The organism is Pseudidiomarina salinarum, from assembly GCF_000753715.1.
Taxonomy (GTDB): domain Bacteria; phylum Pseudomonadota; class Gammaproteobacteria; order Enterobacterales; family Alteromonadaceae; genus Pseudidiomarina; species Pseudidiomarina salinarum.
In genome coordinates this window covers 821,588-844,633 of the sequence record NZ_JPER01000001.1, presented here as the reverse complement: position 1 = coordinate 844,633, position 23,046 = coordinate 821,588, and the positions used below count along the sequence as shown (strand labels likewise).

The following is a 23,046-nucleotide window of genomic DNA, read 5'->3' as shown; positions in this document are numbered from 1 at the left end:
ATCAATGTATTTAGAAGAATTTATGATCATTGCGCTCTACCATTTAATGGCGGTCGCAAGCCCGGGGCCGGACTTTGCCGTAACCATCAGATATAGCCTGAGCTACGGCCGGCGGATTGGCCGCTGGGTGAGTCTCGGCATCGGTACCGGCATCCTCCTGCATGTTGCTTATTCAGTACTTGGAATTGCTTTAGTTATTCACCGTTATCAGTGGGTGTACGCCAGCCTGTTGCTGCTTGGTGCGGGCTATCTTGGCTGGCTGGGCAGTCAGGCGATTCGCTCGGCGCCAAAGGGCGAGCTGGAACCGGGCTCGGCGCCGGCAGCAGGTGAGTTTTCCGCCGGCAAGGCCTTTCGGATTGGTTTTTTCACTAATGGTCTGAACGTGAAAGCGACGCTGTTTTTTCTGGTTCTTTTTAGTACCGTCATCGCGCCGGAAACACCAACCAGCATCAAGATTGGCTATGGCTTGTACATGGCCGTCGCTACAGCTGTCTGGTTTGCGGGGCTCGCGACCCTGATCAACTGGCCACCATTATTTCGCCGGCTCTGGCGCATCAGCCACTGGATTGACCGGGTGATGGGTGTGGCTTTACTAGCACTAAGCCTGAAATTAATTGTCGACTGGCTGCGGTTAATCGAAGTTCTCGCCTGAGTGCTGGTAGTGGTATACTACGGGCTATTGGTTAACACCCTTATTTCCATAAAACGACAGAGCAGGTTATGCAGTTATTTGTAAACGATCTGACAGTGATCGACTTTTCCTATTTGTGCCCGCAACGCGGGATTGTCGGTGAAAGCTGGATCGTTGATATTATTTTAGATGGTTCACTGAATGAGCAATCCATGGTGCTTGATTTTGGCCGTGTCAAAAAGCAAATCAAGCGCATTATTGATGGTGCTGTGGATCATAAACTCGCGATTCCTGCTGAGCATCCCTATACCCAGGTCAGCTATCATCCTGACGGCAACAGTTACTGGGTAGATTTTATGCGCCCTGATGATCGCAGCATCCATTTATTTTGTCCGTCTGACGCTTTCGCTTTTATTGATGCTCAGGAAGTTACACTCGAGTCCATCACCGAGTACCTGCGTGCTGTTATTAAACGTGAATTACCTGAAAATGTTGCCGGTCTGAGCCTGCAATTGCGGCCTGAGGAGATTCCGGGTGCTTTTTATCACTACACGCACGGGCTCAAAAAACATGATGGTAACTGCCAGCGCATCGCGCACGGCCATCGCTCGCGTTTGTATATAACCCTCGACGGTGATCGTAACAGCGAGCTTGAAAGTCAGTGGTGCGAGCGTTGGCGTGATATTTACCTTGGTTCAGCTGAAGATGTTGAACCATTAGATAACTTGTTGCGCTCATCATCAGCGGTCGCACTGACCGAAGAAACGCATATAGGGTATAGCTACAGCGCAGATCAGGGCTTATTTGAGCTGATCGTGCCACGGCCTGAGAACTATGTGATTCCCACAGACTCAACGGTTGAATGCATTGCCGTTTATCTGGCCACCAAGGTAAAACAACAATGTGCTGACGCTGAAGTGCAGGTAACTGCATTTGAAGGGGTTGGTAAGGGAGCGATTGGGTATGCGTAAATTATTTAGCCTGGCTGCGTTATCCGTAGCATTTATTATCCTCAGCCCGACGATCGCGGCAGCAAAAACAGATCCGGTTATCCAGTTTACCGGTGCCTTTAGTCCGGGCGCTCTGATCATAGGTAAAACCGCCAGTGTTAACGAAGTAACACTGGATGGCGAATCTTTAAAAGTCACTCCGGCTGGCCGGGTGGTATTCGGCTTTGGCCGCGATGCTCAGGGCAGTAAAACTATTAATGTGAAGACCCCGGCAGGCGTGGTGCATGAAGTTATTATTGAGCTTGCCCCGCGTGAATACGATATTGACCGCGTCGATGGTGTGCCGCAACAAACTGTCACTCCTGATCCGGCTCAGGTTGCCCGAGCGCGCGAGGAGGCAGCCAAAGTATGGCAGGCGCGGCAGGTATTCAGTAATCGTGAAGACTTCCTGCTGCCCGTGGTGAAACCAGCTGAAGGGCGCATTAGCGGTGTTTACGGTAGTCAGCGAATTTTTAATGGTGAGCCAAGAAATCCGCATTTTGGCTTAGATATCGCCGCTCCGACCGGTACCCCGGTAAAAGCCCCCTGGCCGGGCGTGGTGGTATTGGCTGAACCGGATCTGTTTTACTCAGGTGGAACCCTCATTATCGATCACGGCTATGGCATTACCAGCACCTATATTCACTTGCACAAGTTACATGTGCAGCCCGGCGCTGAGATCCGTCAGGGCGATGTGATTGCCGAAATTGGTGCCACCGGCCGGGTGACCGGCCCGCATCTTGACTGGCGTATTAACTGGCAGCAGGAGCGTCTGGACCCGGCGTTGGTGCTGGAGCACTTCAGCGCTTCGGATTCAACCAGCCCTTAAGCTGCTCAGGCCGCTTAACCCGTAGCACCCGGTTGTTGGCCCGGGGCTTGTCCCAGACCAGCTTCAGGCTTAACAGTTCATCCCGGCGAAACGCGTGTACCGTCACTTGCTGATCCGGCTGGTAACGGTCGAATACTTCTTTAACGCTTTGTTCGGTTACCTGCAGGCGGTCGATAGCGATAATACGATCCTGCGCACTCAGGCCAGCCCGTTCAGCCGCCTCGCCGTTATAGACGGTTTGCAATTCAAGCCCCTGGGGCGAGGCTTTATATTTCGCGCCCAGCGCCACCGGGATATTGTTGCTGGCTGGTTTGCCACCGATCGTATTGTCATCGGCTGCCACTTCATGGCTCAGTTCGACGCCAAATTCACTGAGCAGCTCGTTAAGCGGTAGCGGGTCGGTGCTATATAACGCGCGTTCCAGAAAAGCCGCTAATTTGACTGAATATTTTTGCTCGACAAAGCTGGCGAAACTTTCATCTTCAGTACCCTTGCCGGTCGCACCGTACTCCAGCCAGTAGTCACGCATTACAGTCCCGAGGGTGACCTGGTGATCGCTGTCCCGCCGCAACAGCAGATCCAGGCATAGCGCGATAAGACCACCTTTGGCGTAATAACTCACAATACTGTTGGGCGAGTTTTCATCCTGCTTATAAAACTTCGTCCAGGCATACAAACTGGAGTCGGTAACCGTCTGCCGGTTCGCGCCAGTGCTGCGCTGCACCCGCGCAATGGTGTCACCGACCAACTGCAGGTAAGTGGCGGCGTCAATAAGACCGCACTGGTGCAATACATAGTCATCAAAGTACGAGGTAATACCTTCGTAAAACCAGAGCTGGCGGGTATATTGTTCTGCGGCCAGGCGATAGGGAATGAACTCGCGCGGTTTTAGGGTTTTGATGTTCCAGCTGTGAAAGTACTCATGGCTGCAAAGGCTAAGAAAGCCACGGTAGTCATTATCAATAGTTTGCTTGCCAGGCAGAATCAGATCCTTACGGCTGCAGAGCAGGGCTGTCGAGTTCCGGTGCTCGAGGCCACCAAAGCCTTTGCCAACCACAATGGTCAGGAATAAGTAACTCTCAAAAGGCACCTGGTGATCGAACAGATCAATCTGATACTCACATATTTGTGCCAGATCGCCACTGATCCGCCCCAGATCGCCGTAGTGGTGTCCGGCTACCACCAGCCCGTGCTTGAGACCACCGGCAATAAATTCCTGAATCGCCAATTGGCCCATCAGCACCGGGTAATCGATTAATTCTTCATAACTACCGGCAGTAAATACGCCACTGCCAAACTGATCGCCTGACTGGCGCGGCATACCCGTAGCAAGCTGCCAGGGCGTCTCGGTATCGGGTAAGCTAATGGCCAGGGTGCATGACCGATCCGCCTGGCCCTGTACCGCCAGACACAGACTGCTGTTATTAAAAAAACCAAAATACTGGTCGAGATAGGCGCTGCGTACCGACAAATCAAAGGCATAGACCTGATAGTGGACGGTAACCGGGCCGTCGGTAGCAGCCAACTGCCAGGTCTGTTTATCTACTGAGGTAACCTTCAGCGGCTGCCCGTTTGCCTCAGCGCGCAAATCAACGACATTGCGGGCGAAATCGCGAATCATGTAGCTACCGGGGATCCAGGCTGGCAGGGTAAGTTGCACACCATCGCTGGCTGGCTCACTGATCTCCAGCGAAACACTGAATAAGTGGGCATGTAAATCACTCGGCGTTATCGAATAATGCAGCACAGGAACCTCGTCAGTAACAATCAGTTAGTTTTTGAATACTAACATGGCTGGTTTCGGCTATACAGCAGGCTAAGTGCGATAAAAGGTCGCCCTTGATGGTCCGGTTAGCGGTATAATTCCTGACTGAAAGATTCCACAGATGCGAGACGGTATGAATAGCAACTGGAAAGTTATTTTTGACGATCGGAACCGGTTTTTCTGGATGCTGCAATGTGCAGGCTGGTTCGGCTATGCGTTGGTGCATTACATTGGCTCACTGATGCATGAGATGCGTGACATCTATGTGCTGGTCATTCTGCTGGGCGCTTATGCTGGTTTGTTACTGACACTGCCGTTGCGTTATCTATACCGCCGCATCTGGGATAGCAGCCCCTGGCAGCTGATTCTGGTGGTGCTGGTGGCCTCTTATCTGTCCGCCGCTGCCTGGGCAGTGATCGACAATGCCACCTACTGGGAAATCTATAAGTTCGGATTTCGCCCCGAAAGTAACTGGTTCTACTTTAAGAATACCATTGCCAAGTTCTATATCATGCTGAGCTGGAGCGGCCTCTATTTTGGTATTAAATATTACCAGATGCTGCAGGACGAAAAGCAAAAAGCCCTTATGGCCACGTCAATGGCACACCAGGCACAGTTAAAAATGCTGCGCTACCAGCTGAATCCGCATTTTTTGTTTAATACCCTCAATGCCATTTCGACCTTAATCCTGATTAAAGAGAACGACCTGGCCAACAAGATGATGTCAAAGCTCAGCCTGTTCCTGCGCTTTTCGCTGGATAATGAGCCGATTAAAAAGATTCCGCTGGAACAGGAAATTGAAGCCTTAATGCTTTATCTGGATATTGAAAAAGTGCGCTTTGATGAACGTTTGCATGTTGTCATCGACATTGATGAAGAGGTTAAGCGGGCTTTGGTTCCCAGCTTATTTCTGCAACCACTGATTGAGAACTCGATTAAATACGCCATTGCCCGCATGGAAGAGGGCGGACGTATTGTTATTGCTGCCCATCAGGTCGACGATGACTTGCTGGTAAGCGTAACCGATAACGGCCCTGGCTGTCCGACACCGGCGCGGGAGCTTATTGAACGCGGCGGCGTCGGACTATCAAATACACGGGATCGACTTCAGGCCTTGTACGGAAAGAATTACTCCTTTACATTAACCGATAATGATCCGCACGGTATGCGGGTCGAAATCCGTATCCCGTTGGAGCAAATTGAAACCACATGATTAATAAAATTCGCACGCTGGTCGTCGACGACGAAGCACTGGCGCGCCGCGGCCTGATTGTGCGCCTGCAGGACTTTCCCCAGGTTGAGTTGCTGGATGAATGCCAGAGCGCACGACAAGCACTCGAAAAAATCATTGAGCTCAAACCTGACTTGGTATTTCTGGATATTCAGATGCCGGGTATGAACGGCTTTGAATTGTTAAGAGAAGTTCAGGCGCGTGGCGCGCCATTGCCCTTAGTCATTTTCGTAACCGCATATGACAACTACGCGATCAAAGCCTTTGATGTAAGAGCCATCGACTACCTGCTTAAGCCCGTTGACCATGAGCGCATAGCGCGTAGTCTGAAACGCATTGAAAATAGCCTTGCGCAACGTGAACAAAATACCCAACAGCAGCGTATTCTTAATTTGCTCGCGGATGCGACCGGTGAAGATTGTGAGGCCATTTTAAAGCGGCTCGCCAGTGGCGAAGATATTGGCATGGCCCGCTATCCGGAGCATATCGCCATCAAGGAAAGCGGCGAAATTACCCGCGTGGCAATCAATTCGATTGAATGGGTGGATGCTGCGGGTGATTACATGTGTATTCATGCCTGCAATGAAACCCATATTCTGCGGCGCACCATGAAGGAACTGGAAGAAGAGCTTAATCCAAAGCGTTTTCAGCGCATTCATCGCTCAGCCATAGTGAACCTTGAGCATGTCGAAAAGCTCTGCAGCAGACAGAACGGTGAATACCATCTGGTATTAAAAAACGGGAAGGAACTGAAAGTAAGCCGCAGTTACAAAGATCGGATAAAGAAACTTATTCTTACATCGTGACAGGGAGTCCAACTTTATGAAGCAGCTGTTCGCATCGGTTTTGATCCTACTGCTGGTAACAGGCTGTTCAAATCGGCTCACCTACCGTTTTGCTGATACTCTGGTTGAGTGGAAACTCAACAAGTATGTCGATTTATCCGGTCAGCTTGAGCGCGATGTCAGTGCCAGCACTGATGAGTTGCATCGCTGGCATGCGCAAACCCAATTACCTGCTTACCGCGACCTGTTACTTAAAATTCGTGCTGACCTGACCCGCAAAGACCTCACTCAGCAAGATCTGCTACTCACCAGCTATTCCGTTTACGCTTTATGGGAAAATATACAGCTACAGATAGAGCCTTATGCGCAAGTGTATTTACCGCGCTTGTCGGCATCACAGCGAACCCAACTCATTCAGGCGATGCAGGAAGATATCGATGAGGACCTCGAAGAAATTCAGGAAGAGTCGTACGAAAAATCCCGTAAAAAGCGTTACGAGCGAATGGAAGAAGCCTTTGAGGATCTACTTGGTGAGCTGACCCCGGCGCAGCACAAGCATGTTGAACAATGGCTTGAGCAACGGGATGACGATATGCGGATGGCCTGGATTGATTACCAGCAAAGCTGGCTTGATGCGTTTGCTGCAGTGCTTACTGATCCGGCGGTACCAGACTATCAACAGCGTGTTTATAGCCTGATTGTGGAACCCGAGAAATTACGCAGTGCAGAACTGCAATCCCGCCTGGATGCCAACAGAGCCGCTTCGCTTAAACTGATTCATAAAATTTATCAGTCAATGACAGATAAACAAAAGCGGCATCTGCTGGATGAGATCGACAGCTTCCTCGCAGATTTAAATAACCTTATCGAAACCTATTCTACTTAACCTCAATAATTTTACAGGTATTGGTAGAGCCCACGGTCTCCATGACATCACCGTGGGTCAGTACCACCAAATCACCGGCGCCAACATGGCCGCGCACTTTAATTTCATTGATGGCTTCATAGACCAGCCTATGCGGTTCGCTTTTGGTCGAATCAAAGGCGATAGGATAAACGCCCCGATACAGGGCACAGCGTGAACGACTTTCCGCATGACGCGACAGGGAAAAGATCGGCAGCGTAGTATTGATGCGTGACATCAGCTTCGCGGTAGAGCCGGATTCGGTCAGGGCAATAATTGCTTTCACCCCGGCCAGGTGGGTTGCCGCATAAATTGCGGTAATCGCGCTGGCTTCCTGAATGGTCGTGAAGGTCGCTTTACTGTCGCCGTTTTCCAGCGGGGTGATCGGATGTGTTTCGGCGCCAAGACAAATTTCAGCCATAGCCTTTACTGTCGCCACGGGAAATTTACCGGCCGCTGTTTCAGCAGATAGCATGACCGCATCGGTCCCATCAAGTACCGCATTGGCCACATCCATCACTTCAGCACGAGTTGGCATCGGGCTTTCAATCATGGACTCCATCATCTGGGTCGCGGTTATCACCACTTTATTTAATTGCCGGGCACGGGCAATGATCTTTTTCTGCTTACCGACCAGCTGGGCATCGCCAATTTCGACACCCAGGTCACCGCGGGCGACCATGACTGCATCTGAAGCGCGGATAATATCGTCAAGTGCGTTATCTGTGGCTACGGCTTCGGCGCGTTCAATTTTAGCGCACAGCAGGCCACGACCGTCCGCATCACGCAGTAGCCGGCGAGCTTTCTGCATATCAGCGCCACTGCGCGGGAAAGAAACAGCTAAGTAGTCGACGCCGATTTTGGCGGCGGTGGCTATATCACGGTAATCTTTTTGTGTCAGCGCAGCCGCCGATAACCCGCCACCCAGACGGTTAATGCCTTTATTGTCAGACAATTTGCCCGCCACAGTGACCGTGGTGGTGATCTTAGCACCGCTGACGTCCTCAACCTTCAGTTGAATGCGGCCATCGTCGAGCAGCAGAATATCGCCTACCCGAACATCCTGAGGCAGCTCTTTATAGTCAATTCCGACCCGTTGCTGGGTACCGGCGGTCTCGCCAAGCTCGGCATCCAGTACGAATACGTCACCCACGTCCAGCGTAATGGCACCGCTTTCAAATTTGGATATGCGGATTTTCGGCCCCTGCAAATCACCGAGAACCGCTACATATACGCCCAGCCGCTGGGCAATTTCGCGTACCTGGTTGGCCCGGCGAATATGATCTTCAGCCTTGCCGTGAGAAAAGTTCAGCCGAACCACGTTAGCACCGGCCTGAATCAGTTCTTCAAGAACCTTAGGGTTATCGGTGGCGGGGCCCAGAGTGGTAACTATTTTGGTACGACGTAACATGTGCTGACTCTCCTGACAGGCTGAACGACTTAATTATCGTAAAATTATATCACGGCTATCAGGTGTATACAGAGAATCTGGCACTGAGAGCCGCTTTTCAGTACAATACGCGCACTTGAATTGTTCACCTTCATTTTCAACGCAAAACTTAAAGGTAACCGAATGAGTGATCAGCAGCAGGATCTGACTTTACGCAGTTGGCAGGAACGCCAGGAATATGCCGAAATGATGCAGCCGTTAATTGGTCGTCTGTACCGGAATTATGGTGTAGAGACTGTTATTTATGGTCGCTCGATGCTGAATGTCGATACCATTAATATTATTAAGGCGCATCGTCTGATCCGTCGTCACGAAGGCGTAAAGCTGCGTCTGCGTGAGAGTTTCCCGTTTCTGGAAGCATTGAGCAAAATGAAACTTGCTCCGGCACGGGTTGATGTGGGTAAGCTGGCCTTTAATTATCTGCACAAAGATGCAGGTAACGGCGACTCGATTGAAACCTACCTGAAGCGCGAGCTGGCTGACATTGTTGATAAAGCGGATGAAATTCCGGCGCAGGATGTGGTGCTTTACGGTTTTGGTCGTATCGGCCGCTTACTGGCGCGGTTACTGATTGAACGCAACGGCAGTAATAACAAGATGCGGCTGCGGGCGATTGTTGTGCGCGGCGGACGTGATGGCGATCTGGAAAAGCGTGCCAGCTTACTTCGTCGCGATTCCATCCATGGGGCTTTCAACGGTTCGATCACCGTAGATCATGAAAATTCAGCGATCAAAGCCAACGGCACCAGTATTAAAGTGATTTACTCCAATGGTCCGGACCAGGTGGATTATACTCAGTACGGTATTAACGATGCGATTGTCATTGATAATACAGGCATCTGGAAGGACGAAGCTGGCCTTGGTTTGCACCTGAAATCCAAAGGTGTGAAGAAAGTACTGCTGACCGCTCCGGCCAAAGGCGACATCAAAAATATCGTGTTTGGTGTGAACCATGAAACCATCAAGCCGGAAGACTTCATTGTCTGTGCCGCAAGTTGCACCACCAACGCCATTACTCCGGTGCTGAAAGTCATTCACGATGAATATCAAATCCGTAATGGCCATGTTGAGACCGTGCATTCTTATACCAATGACCAGAACCTGATCGATAATTATCATTCAGCCGAACGTCGTGGTCGCTCAGCGCCATTGAACATGGTACTGACCACTACCGGTGCGGCAAAAGCGGTGGCCAAAGCACTACCGGAACTGAAAGGCAAACTGACCGGCAATGCGATCCGTGTGCCAACGCCTAATGTTTCTATGGCGATCATGAACCTTAACCTGACTAAGGCGACCACCAAAGAAGAGTTAAACGAGTTCATCAAGCACGCGGCGCTGCATTCTGAATTGCAGGCGCAGATCGATTACACTGCGTCAACGGAGATTGTTTCCAGTGATTTAGTTGGCTCACGCTACGCTGGCATTGTCGATTCACACGCGACTATCGTGGAAGATGATCGTGCCGTGGTTTATGTCTGGTATGACAACGAATTTGGTTACAGCTGCCAGGTAATCCGTGTAGCCGAACAGATGGCTGGTCACCAGCTGTTAAATTTACCGCGTTAAGAATAAAAGTGTTTATAAAGCGCCATTCGTGGCGCTTTTTATTAACCAAAATAAGGAAGCGCAGATGTTTATTACTGCCCAGTTTGATAGTGGCAACATTGAAGTACTCGAAGCCAGCCAGCCCGATCAGATAAAGCTAGCAATCCGCAAAGACCACCAGTCGGACTTCTATCAGTGGTTTCATTTTAAACTCTATGGCGAAGCCGGTGTAGAGCATACTATGCAGATCACCAATGCCGGTGATTCAGCTTACCCTGACGGCTGGAAAGAGTATTCAGTGGTTGCTTCTTATGATCGGGATACCTGGTTTCGCGTTCCCTGTGAGTTTGACGGCAAGACCCTGACTATTCGCCACACGCCGGAACAGGAAAGCATCTATTACGCCTATTTCACTCCGTATTCTTATGAGCGCCACCAGGATCTGGTGCAATGGGCGCAGCAATCAATTGAATGTGAACATGTGCTGTTAGGCCAGACGCTCGACGGCCGTGATATGAACCTGCTGGTTATTGGCGAGCCAGACGAACAAAAAAACAAGATCTGGGTTATTGGTCGTCAGCATCCGGGTGAGAGTATGGCCGAATGGTTCATTGAGGGCCTGCTAAGCCGGTTACTTGATGATGAGGACGGCGCGGCGCGTAAGCTGCTGGAAAATAATGTTTTCTATGTTGTCCCCAATATGAACCCGGACGGCAGTGTCCGCGGTCATTTGCGCACCAATGCGGTAGGTACCAACCTCAACCGCGAATGGGCGGAACCAAGTCTGGAATCAAGCCCTGAGGTTTATTACGTACTGAACGCAATGGAAGAGTCTGGAGTCGACTTTTTCCTTGATGTGCATGGCGATGAAAACCTGCCTTATAACTTCCTGGCCGGTAGTGAAGGCGTGCCCAGCTACAGTGACTTACATCAGCAGCTAGGCGCCCGGTTCAAAGAGACATTGCTGGCGATAACTCCGGAGTTTCAGGTCGAGCACGGCTATCCGGTGGATGAGCCTGGTGAAGCGAACCTGACCATTGCCAGTAATTCAGTGGCGGAACGTTTTAAGTGCCTCGCATTTACTCTCGAAATGCCATTTAAAGACAATGCTAATCTGCCGGATCCGGATTTCGGCTGGTCAGCTAATCGTTGTCAGCAACTCGGTGCAGACGTATTAAGTGCGATTTATGCGGTGGCAAATAACTTGCGCGGTTAATCCGCGCAGGTTAGCTTAAGCAAAATATAATAATAACAAACTCGCAAGGGGGTCACCTTGGACTACATCAATAACTTTTTGCTGCTACTCGATAGCTATTTAGGCTCGGCAGTTTATTTCCCGTTTATTCTGTTGGGTGTCGGCCTGTTCTTCACCTTATACCTGGGTTTTCCGCAAATCCGCTTCTTTAAACATGCCTGGAAAGTTGTTACGGGCAAGTTTGACCGAAAGGGCGCGAAAGGGGATACCAGTCACTTCCAGGCACTTTCTACCGCGTTATCAGGAACTGTCGGTACCGGTAATATTGGTGGCGTGGCGCTGGCGATATTCTTAGGCGGCCCGGCAGCCCTGTTCTGGATGTGGATTACTGCGTTTTTAGGCATGACTACAAAGTTTGTCGAAGTAACCTTGTCGCATAAATACCGTGTACAGACCGAAGACGGCACTATGGCCGGTGGTCCTATGTATTACATGGATCGGCGCCTGAATATGAAATGGCTGGCGGTGATCTTCGCAGTGGCCACTATTATCAGTTCGTTTGGTACCGGCAACATGCCGCAAATCAATAACATCGCGCAAAGCATGGAAATGAGCTTTGGTATTGATCGTATGCTGACAGGTGGTGTGCTGGCGGTATTATTAGCCATGGTTATCATTGGCGGCATCCATCGCATCGCGGCGGTAACCTCAAAAATCGTTCCGATCATGGGGCTGCTTTATATCATCGGCGCCCTGAGTGTGATCCTGTATAACTTCGATCAGATTGGTCCGTCATTTGCGGCGATATTCTCGGATGCCCTTACTGGTTCAGCCGCTACCGGCGGATTCCTCGGTGCAACCTTCGCCTACGCGTTTAACCGTGGGGTAAACCGCGGCCTGTTCTCAAACGAAGCCGGCCAGGGTTCTGCACCTATTGCCCACGCCTCGGCCCGTACTGATGAACCGGTTTCAGAAGGTATGGTTTCAATTCTTGAGCCATTCATCGATACCATCGTCATCTGTACCTTAACCGGCCTGGTTATTTTGTCGTCCGGCGTATGGTCAGAAAAGCATGAGAATATATTCTCGCGCACTGACCTGGAAGTGGTATCCGGACAATATGACGACCAAACCGACGCTGATCGACAGGCGCTCTATCATTACCTGAACAGTACCGATCAGAACTCCATTGAAAAGTATACCGGTACCATAGTGGTAGAAAACGGCGAACCCGTATCTGACAGCTATACCTTACTGCATGCCCGTTCGGTGGCTGAAGATGTTAAGTTTATCGTGGCCGGAGAAGATCCCTATTCAGGTACGTTGCGGGTCGAGAACGGCCAGATCTTAAAAGAAGACATTACTATTATCGGCGATTCACTGGTGCACTCGGCCGCATTGACCTCGCTGGCGTTCAGTCAGGGTTATTTTGGTGCCAATGGTGAATATATAGTACCAATCAGCCTGTTACTGTTTGCCTTCTCGACAGCGATTGCCTGGTCATATTATGGTGACCGGGCGGTTGTCTATCTGGTGGGACAGCGGGGGGTGATGCCATACCGGATACTTTATGTCAGCGGCTTCTTTGTTGCCTCTTTCGCGGACACGACGCTGGTATGGACCATGTCCTATGTCGCCATTGTATTGATGACCTTGCCCAACTTGCTGGGTATCATCCTGTTACGTCGCGAAATGAAAGACACAGTGAAAACTTACTGGCGTCATTTCGATGCTGAACAGGCTAAGAAAAAGACCGACTAGTTGTTTTACCACATGTTCCCGCATAACGAACCCGCCACCCGGCGGGTTCATTTTTTCCGCAAAGCCGTTGCTGCGCTTGAATTTGCGCCGGAAACCCTTATATTGCTAGATCTGAACGAAAAACCGAGAGGAATCCATGGCACTGACGAATTGCCCATCCTGCAATAAGCGAATTTCTGATAAAGCTGAGGCGTGTCCGCACTGTGAATTCAGGCTGTCCGGATTGTCGGAAGAAGAACTGAACCGGGAGTGGTCGCACGCCGTGCAGGCTCGTCGGGATAAGTTGATCAGTCAGTCCATGCTGGCTTTATTGATCGCCATCGCTGCATTTACTTATTTTTTTATTGAACAGCCGATACCCGGCACCTGGCAATCTCATACCGCCAACGCACTCATGTTGATTGGTGTGGTCTGGTTTGTGATTAATCGTGTGCGCATTATGTTTTTAAAACGGAGCAGGCGATAAATGCAGTTTGATGATTTAGTCGCAAGTATTACGCCGGCAACCTTTGAACGGCTGCTGCAGGCAGTTGAAACCGGTAAATGGCCTGATGGCGTAGCCTTGTCAGAGGCCCAGAAAGAACACTCGGTGCAATTAGTTATGGCCTATCAGGCCCGTTACTGCCCGTCAGACGAGCCATTCCGCATTGGTGCTGATGGCTTACTGGTTACCCGAAGCAAGCGCGAAATGAGGGAATCGTTCAAAGCCGATACTCAAATCGCAAGTTTTTCCCTCCAAACTGATGAGTCCTGAATGGCTATGCAGCATACCGATTACGCGTTACTGATTGAACAGGCCAAGGCGATCACTGACGGTGAGCCCGACCTGATTGCCAATCTGAGCAATATCTCCGCTTTGGTTTACGATAACCTCGATGATGTAAACTGGGTTGGATTTTATATCACCCGTGAGCCTGAAACGCTGGTATTGGGTCCGTTTCAGGGGAAGGTCGCGTGTTTACGCATTGCGTTTGGCCGTGGGGTCTGCGGTACTGCGGCAGCCAGCCGCGAAACCCAGCTTATTGTCGATGTTCATGAGTTCGACGGGCACATTGCCTGTGATGCGGCCTCCAATTCAGAAGTAGTGGTACCCATAATAGTGAATGACCAGGTGGTTGCCGTATTTGATCTGGACAGTCCTTCGGTAGGCCGTTTCAGTGAAAGCGATGCCGCCGGCCTGACCAGCCTTGGCCGTTTTATTGAAACCCTCAACTGGTCAGTGTAGCTATAGCTATGTATAGTGAATTCGACGTTTATGCCTATTTAGTGAGTCGCTCCGATACGGTCTTTTTTGAAGAGCATGAAGAAGAAGCCGCTGATCAGATAAATGAAATGCTGCACTATATAGCGGCAGAGCTGGAACCTGACGATACGCTTGAACAACTGGAAGAAGTTGTCCGCCGTACACTTTACGAGTGGATTGAAAACCCGGTTTTACTCGAATTAGACAGTGACGAAATGCGGGCTTATATAATCGAACAACTGGCTGAAGTTCGCCAGCAGGATAATAATGACGATGACTGAAGTAACCAAACTGACAAAGAATAAAGACGTGCTGGCTTATCTGGCAGAGAAGTTCCCACAGAGCTTTTCGTTACAGGGCGAGCCCCAACCTCTGAAAATAGGTATTTTCGATGATTTAGCGGCGCGTCTGGCTGAGGATGATAAAGTTAGTAAAACCCGGTTGCGGACAGCTTTACGTCACTACACCAATAGCTGGCGTTACCTGCGGGCGGTAAAAACCGGCACGCCACGCATTGATCTTGACGGCAATGCGGTGGGTACTGTTGAAGCCGAACATCAGCAACATGCCGAAGAAACCCTGGCGCAATCCAAATCAGTAGCCGCTGAACGGGCGGCAAAGCGTAAACAGGAAGAAGCCAGCAAAAAAGCGTCTGAAGCACCAGCATCGGCCAAACCATCACCGCGTACTACCACTCGTAAGCAGCCACCCAAGCGTGGTCCTGGTCCGGGTAAATCCGCACGCCAGCAAAAGCCCGCAAAACCGGATCTTGAACCGGCCACCGGCAGTCAGCTGAAGGTTGGGCAGAAAGTACACGCGCGCGTTGGGAACTCATTAATCAGCGGTGAGATTGTCGAGTCGGATCGAAATGACGTGCAAGTGCAACTTCAAAATGGTTTGACGGTCAAAGTGAACACTGAAGCAGTGTTTATAGCCAAGCAGGAGTAGGTCGTATGCTTAAAAAATCGATAATTGGGGTTGCTATTGGTGCATTGGTCGGCCTGGGTGCTTTCAACCCGGTTATGGCCTTGCCGCCGGCACATACGCCAGATGAGTTACCGGTACTTACTCCCGGCGAACAACATGGTACCGCCAGCCAGCGCATTACTGGTTACTTTACCCGTTATCATTTCAAGCATATGGAACTCAATAACGACCTGTCTGAAAAGATCCTGGATCGTTATCTGGAAATGATCGATTACAACAAAATGTTCCTGCTTGAGGAAGATGTTGAGCGCGCGGCCGAATATAAGCACCTGTTTGATGACATGATCAGCTCAGGCAAGCTGCAACCGGCATTTTCGCTCTATGATGCTTTCCTCGATCGGCGTTTCGAGCGCTATACCTATGCGTTGTCCATACTTAATGAAGATGAGCCGTTCGACTTCGCCGAAGCAGATGACCGTTACTATTTTGACCGCAGCGAAGCCGAATGGGCCGACTCGACTGAGCGCCTTAATGAGTTATGGCGGCAGCGGGTTAAGTATGACGCGCTGAATCTCACGCTTGCCGGGAAAGAGTGGCCGGAAGTGGTTGAAACCCTTGGCAAGCGCTATAACAACGCGCTCAAACGCTTAACCCAGACCAATAGTGAAGACGTATTCCAGACCGTTATGAATGCTTTCGCCCGTAGCGTCGAGGCCCATACCAGCTATTTGTCGCCAAGCAACTCCGAGCGCTTTGAGCAAAATATGAATCTGTCGCTGGAAGGGATCGGCGCCGTACTGCAGTCCGAATATGACTATACGGTTATCCGCAGTCTGGTTCCTGGTGGTCCCGCTGATAAAAGCGGCGAAATCGCGCCTGATGACCGGATCGTAGGTGTAGCTCAGGGCGATGACGAAGACGCCGAGTTTGTCGATGTTGTGGGGTGGCGGCTTGATGATGTCGTTGAGTTAATTAAAGGCCCGAAAGGCTCGACCGTGCAGCTGCAGGTGCTGAAAGGTAGCCAGGCCGGTGCCGCCGCGCCAAAAGAAATTTCTATCGTGCGTGATAAGGTCAAACTTGAAGACCGGGCTGCTAAAGCTGAAATCAAAACGCCGGCGGGCGACGACTATGCCGACCGCAAAATGGGCGTTATAAAAATCCCCGGCTTTTATAATAACCTGACGAATGATGTGATTACCCTGATCAAAGAACTGGAAGCAAAAAATACCGAAGGTTTAATTATTGATTTACGCGGTAATGGCGGCGGTTCTTTGCAGGAGGCCATTTCACTGACCGGACTCTTTATTGATAAAGGGCCAGTGGTACAAGTCGCGCACGGCGGTGGTCGTAAAGAAATCAGCGGTGATCGTGATGGCAAAGTTTATTACGATGGTCCGGTAGTGGTCATGGTGGATCGTTATAGCGCCTCAGCCTCGGAAATTTTCGCTGCCGCATTACAGGATTACGGCCGGGCCGTTATTGTAGGCGAGAATACTTTTGGCAAAGGAACCGTGCAGCAACACCGTGGTCTGGCCCGTCGTTTTGACTTTTTCGATGAGCCACTTGGTAGCGTGCAGTACACGATCGCCAAGTTCTATCGTATTGACGGTGGTAGCACGCAGTTGCGTGGTGTCAGCCCGGATATTTCGTTACCGGCCTTCACGGATCCGGAAGAGTTTGGCGAAAGCAGCCAGGATAACGCGCTGCCGTGGGATAAACTTGATGCGGCGCAATATGACAAAATTGCCGACCTGAACGAAGAGCGTCTGGCTCGTTGGCAGGTCACTGTCGATCAGCGGGTACAGGAAAATCCTGAGTTCCAGTTTGTGCTGCAGGATATTGCTGAGTATCAGCAGGAAAAAGACAAAACCTGGGTTAGCCTGGTATTAGCTGAACGCAAAGCAGAACAAACGGAAGCTGATGCCCGCAAACTAACTCGCCTGAATCAACGTCTTCAGCGCGTTGGCATGGAGCCGGTCGAATCACTGGAAGATGCGCCCGAAGAGCTGCCTGAAGCCATTAGTGAGCCTGATCCCTATTTACAGGAAACGGTCGTTCTGGCATTGGATATGATTGATTCAATGAAGCTTGCGATGCACTAACTGCAGATTTTGCAGAAGCCGCCTCTGGCGGCTTTTTTATACCTATAAAAACAATAATAATGGAATCTACTGGTCATGACACAACCTCATAGTATTGCCAGCCGCTGGTCAAGCCGGATGGCCTTTATATTGGCTTCCACAGCGGCTGCAGTCGGTTTAGGTAATATCTGGAAGTTCCCCTACATCACTGGCGAGAATGGTGGTGGTGCCTTTGTCTTAGTCTATCTTTTATGTATTGCCCTGATCGGCATCCCGGTGATGATGGCCGAGATCATCATTGGCCGGCGCGGTCGGCACAGTCCCGGCTTTGCTGCGCGTCGGGTCGCGCTTGAATCAGGCCGCAGTTCGTTCTGGCAGATAACGGGTTGGCTTGGTATGGCTACCGGTTTTCTGGTTCTCAGCTTTTATACGGTAATCGCCGGCTGGGCGCTGGCCTATGTATTCGAAGCCGGTTCAGGCGCTTTTAGCGGTGCCTCGGTAGCGGACATCTCGCAAGGCTTCAATGATCTGGTCTCATCTTCGGCCCGGTTAACCCTTTGGCACGCGGCAATTATTATTGGCGTGGTGCTGGTGGTCGGCAATGGAATTAAGGACGGCCTCGAGCGGGCAGTGGGCCTGATGCTGCCGCTGATGATCGTACTGCTGGTTATTATCGCTGTCTACGCCGGCTATACCGGTGATTTTGGCGCGGCGTTCAGCTTTATGTTTGCGCCCGATTTTTCCGAATTATCGATAAACGGTGTGATGCTGGCACTGGGCCATGCCTTTTTCTCGCTGGGTCTGGCTTCTGGTGTGGTGATTATGTACGGCGCTTATCTGCCCCGCAGCACCTCCGTGGTGCAAACGACGCTATGGATAGCATTGGCGGACACACTAGTGGCGCTGCTGGCGGGAATGGCTATATTTCCTATAGTATTCGGCAACGATTTGATCCCTGGCGCAGGCCCGGGCCTGATTTTCCAGACCCTGCCCGTGGCCTTTAGCACTATGCCTGCCGGCACTTTAATTGGTACGCTGTTCTTTGTCATGCTGGTAATCGCAGCTTTTACTTCAGCTATCGCAATGATTGAATCGGCTGTTGCGTTTTTAGAAGAGAAGCTTAAGGTAGGTCGCTGGCCGGCCACCGTTGGCGCCGCTGCTGTATTATGGCTGTTAGGGCAAATCACTATCTACTCGTTTGCCGGCGCAGAATGGACCCGCCTCGACTGGCAGGTTTCCGGCAAACAACTGCTGTCCTGGTTTGATGTCATTGATTACAGTACAGCAAATATACTTTTACCACTGGGTGGCTTGTTACTGGCGTTATTTGCCGGCTGGGTGATGAAACGCTCAGCAAGCGAAGATGAACTGGACAGCCAGCCAGCAATCTTTAAGCTTTGGTTATTCTGTGTACGCTGGCTGGCCCCGGTTGCCATTGGCCTGATTTTTTTGCAGCTGATCGGTGTGATCACGTTGTAATCAGTATAATAATGAAAATATAGAGACCATCTATGCAAACCACATCAAAACCTGACTTTCGTGAACCCAGCTTATTGCAGGCTGCCGCTCCGCTAATAGCCCTTATCATCACTCTGGCTGCCTCTGTGTACCTGTTCGGTGAAGACTCATCCTACGGCCCGAATCAGATCGCACTCTGGGTGGCCGGTGGCATTGCCGTGATGATCGGATTTTACAACAGGTACAGCTGGCCCGACATGGAAGAGGGGATAAAAGAGGGGATCTCAGTAGCCCTCGGTGCCATGTTGATTATTCTGGCGGTCGGCTCGCTGATTGGCACCTGGTTATTGTCGGGTACCGTACCAACCATGATCTATTATGGTCTCGAACTACTTAACCCCAATCTGTTCTATGCTGCCACGGCGCTGATTTGCGGCATCGTCGCGCTATCCATCGGCAGTTCATGGACTACCGCCGCAACCATCGGTGTTGCGCTCATGGGCGTAGCAGCAGGGATGGAGTTATCGCCGGTGATCACCGCTGGTGCCGTCGTATCCGGGGCCTATTTCGGCGATAAAATGTCACCACTTTCTGATACCACCAATCTGGCACCGGCCGTTGGCGGCAGTGAGCTCTTTGAACATATACGCTACATGGTTTATACCGCAGGCCCGGCCTTTCTGATTGCGCTGGCACTGTTTCTGATTCTTGGCCTGAATGCTGACGCCACGACCAGCCTGGTAGAACTTGAGCGCATGCAACTCGAACTGCAGAACACCTATAACATCGGCTGGGAGATGCTGGTGCCGCTGGCTATCCTGCTGTATCTGGCGGCCACCGGTAAACCGGCGCTACCGACAGTGTTTTTCGGGGCGCTTATCGGCGGCTTATGGGCGGTACTCTTTCAGGGTGATTTAATCACCAATATAGCCGGGGGCGATGCGTCAGCGGTTGCCAGTTTAAAAGTTGTGTGGCTGGCTCTTAGTGATGGCGTGGTGATAGAAACCGGCGCTGACCAGCTCGATTCGCTGCTTAGCGGCGGCGGCATGTCGAGTATGCTGAATACTATCTGGCTGATTCTGAGCGCCATGACTTTTGGTGCGGTGATGGAAAAGCTCGGCTTACTTGAGCGACTCATACGCGGCGTGCTGGGGATGGTGAAAAGTACCGGCAGCCTGATCGCCGCCACTTTGTTCACCTGTTTTGGTGCCAACGTGCTGACTGCTGACCAATACATGGCAATTGTCATTCCTGGCCGTATGTATCGTGAAGAATATATGCGCCGCGGGCTGGATCCACGTGTTCTGTCCCGTACCCTGGAAGATAGCGGTACGCTGACCTCAGCACTGATCCCCTGGAACACCTGTGGTGCCTTTATGATGGGCGTATTGGCGGTAAGCCCGCTGGAGTACGCTCCTTTCGCTTTCTTTAACTGGATCACGCCGCTGATTGCGCTGATTTACGGTTATACTGGGTTCCGTATTCTGCGCCTCGCGCCGCAGGAGAAACCTGCAACTTAAACAAATTTTAGCGGTAAATTATGCTTACAACTGAACACCAGGCGAAATACCGGAGCGATTATCGCGCTCCGGCTTTTACCATTGAAACAGTCGAACTGACCTTTCACCTGCACGAAAAGCAGACGCGCGTTATTAACTCTATGCGCATTCAGCGGCAGACGCCCGGAGCGTTTGAGCTTGACGGCGAACAGTTAAAGCTGGTGCGGATTGAGCTTGATGGTAGCCCTCTGACCCCCGACGACTATCAGCTTACTGCCACAGGCCTGATCCTTGACGGGGTTCCGGATAGCTTCCTGCTAACCATTGAAACCGAGATCGATCCGGCCAGCAATACCGCGTTAGAAGGGCTGTATAAGTCGGATGGGGCCTTTTGCACCCAATGTGAGGCTGAGGGCTTCCGGCGCATCACCTACTATCTTGATCGCCCTGATGTACTTGCGGTGTTTACTACCACAATTATTGCCGATAAAGCCCGTTACCCCTACTTATTAAGTAATGGCAACAGGGTTGGGCAGGGCGAAGGCGAAAATGGCCAGCACTGGATCACCTGGCATGACCCTTTTCCTAAGCCAGCCTATCTGTTTGCCTTAGTCGCCGGCGATTTTGATGTGCATAAAGATACCTTCAAAACCGTTTCCGGACGCACCATCGATCTGCATATATTTGTCGATCGTGGCAATCTTGAGCGCGCCCGCTACGCTATGACCGCGTTGCAGAATTCGATGCGCTGGGACGAGCAGCGGTTTGGTCTGGAATATGATCTCGACATCTATATGATCGTGGCCGTTGATTTCTTCAACATGGGCGCCATGGAAAACAAAGGATTGAATATTTTCAATTCCCGCTACGTACTGGCTGATCAGCAAACCGCCACCGATCAGGATTTTCTCGCTGTTGAATCGGTTATCGGCCATGAATATTTTCACAACTGGACCGGCAACCGTATTACCTGTCGTGACTGGTTCCAGCTTAGCCTGAAAGAAGGGCTGACCGTTTTCCGCGACCAGGAATTTAGTTCGGATCTGGGTTCGCGGGCGGTTAACCGCATTCAGGATATCCGCATTATTCGCAGTCACCAGTTTAATGAAGACGCCAGCCCTATGGCGCATCCCATTCGCCCTGACAAAGTTATTGAAATGAATAACTTTTATACGGTGACCGTGTACAACAAAGGCGCTGAAGTTATTCGCATGCTGCACACCTTGCTTGGCGAAGAAGGCTTCCAGCGAGGCATGCGCCGTTATGTCGAATGTCACGACGGGCAGGCGGTGACCTGCGAAGACTTTGTCGCGGCGATGGAACAGGCGAACAACCGTGATTTTAGCTTATTCCGGCGTTGGTACAGTCAGGCAGGTACGCCTATGGTATCGGTGCGTAGCGAATTTAATTCCGCTACCGGGCAGGTCACTTTAAGCCTACAGCAGCAGACGCCGGCAACTGCCGGTCAGACTGATAAACATCCGGTACATATTCCATTACTGCTCAGTGCTTATGATAAGGAAGGTCAACCTCTGACATTACAAACTGATAGCGGTAGCCTGACGCGACATGAGTCTGGCAGCTATTTGCTTGAACTAACTGATGCCGAACAGACCTTTGTCCTTACCGGCCTGAGCGAAGCGCCGGTATTTTCTTTGCTGGAAAACTTCAGCGCGCCGGTTCGGCTCAACTATCACCAGCCACTCAGCGAGTTACTGGTACTGTTAGCGCACGCCGAAGCTGAAGTCACCCGCTGGGAAGCGGCGCAGAGCATCTATCTGCAGCTACTCAAAGAGGCGATAACCAGCAATCAGGACATTTGCCTTACCGATGAGCTGATCGCTGCTCTGAAACGCCTGGCCCGGGCTGACATTGATCCGGCCCTGCGGGCCCTGGCATTAAGCCCGCCCACCGCGGAGGAGTTAGCCGAACACTATCCGGCTGAGATTCCGGTAACTGCTATCGCGGCTGCCTGTCGGCAACTGAAACAGGCGATTGCCACCGCGTTACAGCACGATTTTAAGGCTTTATATGAAAACTACTGCCAGTCGGACTATGAGCTTAGCGGCACAGCCATAGCTGCCCGGAGCCTTTGTAATCTGAGCCTGTACTATCTATGCCTGGCGGCGCCGGACCAATATAGTAAGCAGTTGGTTCAGCACTTCCGCGGGGCCAACAACATGACCGATCAGCAGGCTGCCCTGCAAACCGCTGTCCATCTTAACTTGCCCTGTAAACAAGAATTGCTGTCCGCTTTCGGGCAACAATGGCAGGACGAGCCGCTGGTACTGGATAAATGGTTCGCCGTTCAGGCCAGCAGCCCCTATGAGGCAAGTGTAGAGCAGGTGAGCGAACTTCAGGGGCATCGGCGTTTTACCCTGACGAATCCGAACCGGGTTTATTCTCTGCTAGCGACCTTCAGCCGTAACCTGGTTGGTTTCCATCATCCGGATGGTACCGGCTATAAACTGATCGGCAATGTCATTGCCCAGTTAAACAGCACTAACCCGCAGGTCGCCTCACGTCTGCTAACCCCGTTCACGCAGTGGCGCCGGTTTGACAGCAGTCGGCAAAAGCTGATGCGCCATGAACTGGAGCGGCTACAACAACTACCCGATCTGGCTGCCGATCTGGCAGAAAAAATCGAATCGAGTCTGGAACCATAGCGCACAGGTTCAGGCCACGGATTTCGTGGTCTGAACACTATCATTCCGCGCAATAAACATTGAATACCTTTGACAAATGTCCGA

The 23,046-nt window shown here is 51.2% G+C and carries 20 protein-coding genes; 18 read left to right on the top strand and 2 right to left on the bottom strand.

Going from position 1 to position 23,046, the window contains the following annotated elements; translation table 11 throughout:
• The first annotated feature begins 4 nt into the window (after nt 1–4).
• The 3 genes from IDSA_RS04015 (at nt 5) to IDSA_RS04005 (ending at nt 2,449) form a co-directional block, all read left to right on the top strand.
• Complete coding sequence (locus tag IDSA_RS04015) at nt 5–652, top strand: LysE family translocator (protein WP_034774399.1); 648 nt, start codon at nt 5–7, stop codon at nt 650–652.
• A 68-nt stretch (nt 653–720) separates the two neighbouring features.
• Entirely contained in the window at nt 721–1,602 is an 882-nt protein-coding gene (locus tag IDSA_RS04010) for a 6-carboxytetrahydropterin synthase (RefSeq protein WP_034774398.1), read from the top strand.
• A complete protein-coding gene (locus tag IDSA_RS04005) occupies nt 1,595–2,449 on the top strand; it encodes a M23 family metallopeptidase (protein WP_034774397.1) in 855 nt (284 codons plus the stop codon). Before IDSA_RS04010 ends, IDSA_RS04005 begins: the two co-directional genes overlap by 8 nt.
• Here the strand turns inward: IDSA_RS04005 and IDSA_RS04000 are convergent.
• The gene (locus IDSA_RS04000; RefSeq protein ID WP_034774396.1) at nt 2,421–4,196 is read right to left on the bottom strand and encodes a M61 family metallopeptidase; all 1,776 of its coding nucleotides are present in this window, start codon (nt 4,194–4,196) and stop codon (nt 2,421–2,423) included. The genes IDSA_RS04005 and IDSA_RS04000 overlap by 29 nt on opposite strands.
• Before the next feature lie 151 nt (nt 4,197–4,347).
• Between IDSA_RS04000 and IDSA_RS03995 the strand changes: the two genes are divergently transcribed.
• Genes IDSA_RS03995 through IDSA_RS03985 form a run of 3 tightly spaced genes read left to right on the top strand, consistent with a single transcriptional unit; the run spans nt 4,348 to nt 7,116 of the window.
• Nucleotides 4,348–5,427 (top strand): sensor histidine kinase, encoded by a 1,080-nt coding sequence (locus tag IDSA_RS03995; protein ID WP_126760528.1) that lies wholly within the window; start codon nt 4,348–4,350, stop codon nt 5,425–5,427.
• Nucleotides 5,424–6,251, top strand: a complete 828-nt coding sequence (locus IDSA_RS03990; protein WP_034774394.1) for a LytR/AlgR family response regulator transcription factor — start codon at nt 5,424–5,426, stop codon at nt 6,249–6,251. Before IDSA_RS03995 ends, IDSA_RS03990 begins: the two co-directional genes overlap by 4 nt.
• A gap of 16 nt (nt 6,252–6,267) precedes the next feature.
• Entirely contained in the window at nt 6,268–7,116 is an 849-nt protein-coding gene (locus tag IDSA_RS03985) for a DUF6279 family lipoprotein (RefSeq protein WP_034774393.1), read from the top strand.
• Here the strand turns inward: IDSA_RS03985 and pyk are convergent.
• The gene (pyk, locus tag IDSA_RS03980; RefSeq protein ID WP_034774392.1) at nt 7,109–8,545 is read right to left on the bottom strand and encodes a pyruvate kinase; all 1,437 of its coding nucleotides are present in this window, start codon (nt 8,543–8,545) and stop codon (nt 7,109–7,111) included. The two genes, IDSA_RS03985 and pyk, sit on opposite strands and share 8 nt — an antisense overlap.
• A gap of 162 nt (nt 8,546–8,707) precedes the next feature.
• Here pyk and IDSA_RS03975 point away from each other — a divergent pair, with 162 nt between their 5' ends.
• The 12 genes from IDSA_RS03975 (at nt 8,708) to pepN (ending at nt 22,962) form a co-directional block, all read left to right on the top strand.
• A complete protein-coding gene (locus IDSA_RS03975) occupies nt 8,708–10,153 on the top strand; it encodes a glyceraldehyde-3-phosphate dehydrogenase (RefSeq protein ID WP_034774390.1) in 1,446 nt (481 codons plus the stop codon).
• A gap of 64 nt (nt 10,154–10,217) precedes the next feature.
• Complete coding sequence (locus IDSA_RS03970) at nt 10,218–11,348, top strand: M14 family metallopeptidase (protein ID WP_034774388.1); 1,131 nt, start codon at nt 10,218–10,220, stop codon at nt 11,346–11,348.
• 57 nt (nt 11,349–11,405) lie between these two features.
• Nucleotides 11,406–13,088 (top strand): alanine/glycine:cation symporter family protein, encoded by a 1,683-nt coding sequence (locus tag IDSA_RS03965; protein ID WP_034774386.1) that lies wholly within the window; start codon nt 11,406–11,408, stop codon nt 13,086–13,088.
• 136 nt (nt 13,089–13,224) lie between these two features.
• On the top strand, nt 13,225–13,554 hold the full coding sequence (locus IDSA_RS03960) for a Zn-ribbon protein (protein WP_034774384.1): 330 nt from the start codon (nt 13,225–13,227) through the stop codon (nt 13,552–13,554).
• On the top strand, nt 13,555–13,842 hold the full coding sequence (locus tag IDSA_RS03955) for a YeaC family protein (RefSeq protein WP_034774383.1): 288 nt from the start codon (nt 13,555–13,557) through the stop codon (nt 13,840–13,842).
• 6 nt (nt 13,843–13,848) lie between these two features.
• Nucleotides 13,849–14,313, top strand: coding sequence for a GAF domain-containing protein (locus IDSA_RS03950; protein WP_034775009.1), 465 nt, complete (start codon nt 13,849–13,851; stop codon nt 14,311–14,313).
• Between the two features lie 8 nt (nt 14,314–14,321).
• The gene (locus IDSA_RS03945) at nt 14,322–14,612 is read left to right on the top strand and encodes a hypothetical protein (RefSeq protein WP_034774382.1); all 291 of its coding nucleotides are present in this window, start codon (nt 14,322–14,324) and stop codon (nt 14,610–14,612) included.
• Nucleotides 14,605–15,279, top strand: coding sequence for an RNA chaperone ProQ (proQ, locus tag IDSA_RS03940; protein WP_034774381.1), 675 nt, complete (start codon nt 14,605–14,607; stop codon nt 15,277–15,279). Before IDSA_RS03945 ends, proQ begins: the two co-directional genes overlap by 8 nt.
• Before the next feature lie 5 nt (nt 15,280–15,284).
• A complete protein-coding gene (gene prc, locus IDSA_RS03935; RefSeq protein ID WP_084694031.1) occupies nt 15,285–17,360 on the top strand; it encodes a carboxy terminal-processing peptidase in 2,076 nt (691 codons plus the stop codon).
• Nucleotides 17,361–17,435: 75 nt separating this feature from the next.
• Nucleotides 17,436–18,818 (top strand): sodium-dependent transporter, encoded by a 1,383-nt coding sequence (locus IDSA_RS03930; protein WP_034774380.1) that lies wholly within the window; start codon nt 17,436–17,438, stop codon nt 18,816–18,818.
• Between the two features lie 32 nt (nt 18,819–18,850).
• Nucleotides 18,851–20,317, top strand: a complete 1,467-nt coding sequence (nhaC, locus tag IDSA_RS03925; protein WP_034774379.1) for a Na+/H+ antiporter NhaC — start codon at nt 18,851–18,853, stop codon at nt 20,315–20,317.
• 20 nt (nt 20,318–20,337) lie between these two features.
• Nucleotides 20,338–22,962 (top strand): aminopeptidase N, encoded by a 2,625-nt coding sequence (gene pepN, locus IDSA_RS03920; RefSeq protein WP_034774378.1) that lies wholly within the window; start codon nt 20,338–20,340, stop codon nt 22,960–22,962.
• Nucleotides 22,963–23,046: the final 84 nt, after the last annotated feature.

Excerpts from the sequence above, each read along its gene's own strand:
- IDSA_RS04005 (WP_034774397.1), top strand. The coding sequence starts at position 1,595 with ATGCGTAAATTATTTAGCCTGGCTGCGTTATCCGTAGCATTTATTATC.
- IDSA_RS03945 (WP_034774382.1), top strand. The coding sequence starts at position 14,322 with ATGTATAGTGAATTCGACGTTTATGCCTATTTAGTGAGTCGCTCCGAT.
- proQ (WP_034774381.1), top strand. The coding sequence starts at position 14,605 with ATGACTGAAGTAACCAAACTGACAAAGAATAAAGACGTGCTGGCTTAT.
- IDSA_RS03955 (WP_034774383.1), top strand. The coding sequence starts at position 13,555 with ATGCAGTTTGATGATTTAGTCGCAAGTATTACGCCGGCAACCTTTGAA.
- nhaC (WP_034774379.1), top strand. The coding sequence starts at position 18,851 with ATGCAAACCACATCAAAACCTGACTTTCGTGAACCCAGCTTATTGCAG.
- pepN (WP_034774378.1), top strand. The coding sequence starts at position 20,338 with ATGCTTACAACTGAACACCAGGCGAAATACCGGAGCGATTATCGCGCT.
- IDSA_RS03975 (WP_034774390.1), top strand. The coding sequence starts at position 8,708 with ATGAGTGATCAGCAGCAGGATCTGACTTTACGCAGTTGGCAGGAACGC.
- IDSA_RS03930 (WP_034774380.1), top strand. The coding sequence starts at position 17,436 with ATGACACAACCTCATAGTATTGCCAGCCGCTGGTCAAGCCGGATGGCC.
- IDSA_RS04010 (WP_034774398.1), top strand. The coding sequence starts at position 721 with ATGCAGTTATTTGTAAACGATCTGACAGTGATCGACTTTTCCTATTTG.
- IDSA_RS03950 (WP_034775009.1), top strand. The coding sequence starts at position 13,849 with ATGCAGCATACCGATTACGCGTTACTGATTGAACAGGCCAAGGCGATC.
- pyk (WP_034774392.1), bottom strand. The coding sequence starts at position 8,545 with ATGTTACGTCGTACCAAAATAGTTACCACTCTGGGCCCCGCCACCGAT.
- IDSA_RS03985 (WP_034774393.1), top strand. The coding sequence starts at position 6,268 with ATGAAGCAGCTGTTCGCATCGGTTTTGATCCTACTGCTGGTAACAGGC.
- IDSA_RS03970 (WP_034774388.1), top strand. The coding sequence starts at position 10,218 with ATGTTTATTACTGCCCAGTTTGATAGTGGCAACATTGAAGTACTCGAA.
- IDSA_RS04015 (WP_034774399.1), top strand. The coding sequence starts at position 5 with ATGTATTTAGAAGAATTTATGATCATTGCGCTCTACCATTTAATGGCG.
- IDSA_RS03960 (WP_034774384.1), top strand. The coding sequence starts at position 13,225 with ATGGCACTGACGAATTGCCCATCCTGCAATAAGCGAATTTCTGATAAA.
- prc (WP_084694031.1), top strand. The coding sequence starts at position 15,285 with ATGCTTAAAAAATCGATAATTGGGGTTGCTATTGGTGCATTGGTCGGC.
- IDSA_RS03990 (WP_034774394.1), top strand. The coding sequence starts at position 5,424 with ATGATTAATAAAATTCGCACGCTGGTCGTCGACGACGAAGCACTGGCG.
- IDSA_RS03995 (WP_126760528.1), top strand. The coding sequence starts at position 4,348 with ATGAATAGCAACTGGAAAGTTATTTTTGACGATCGGAACCGGTTTTTC.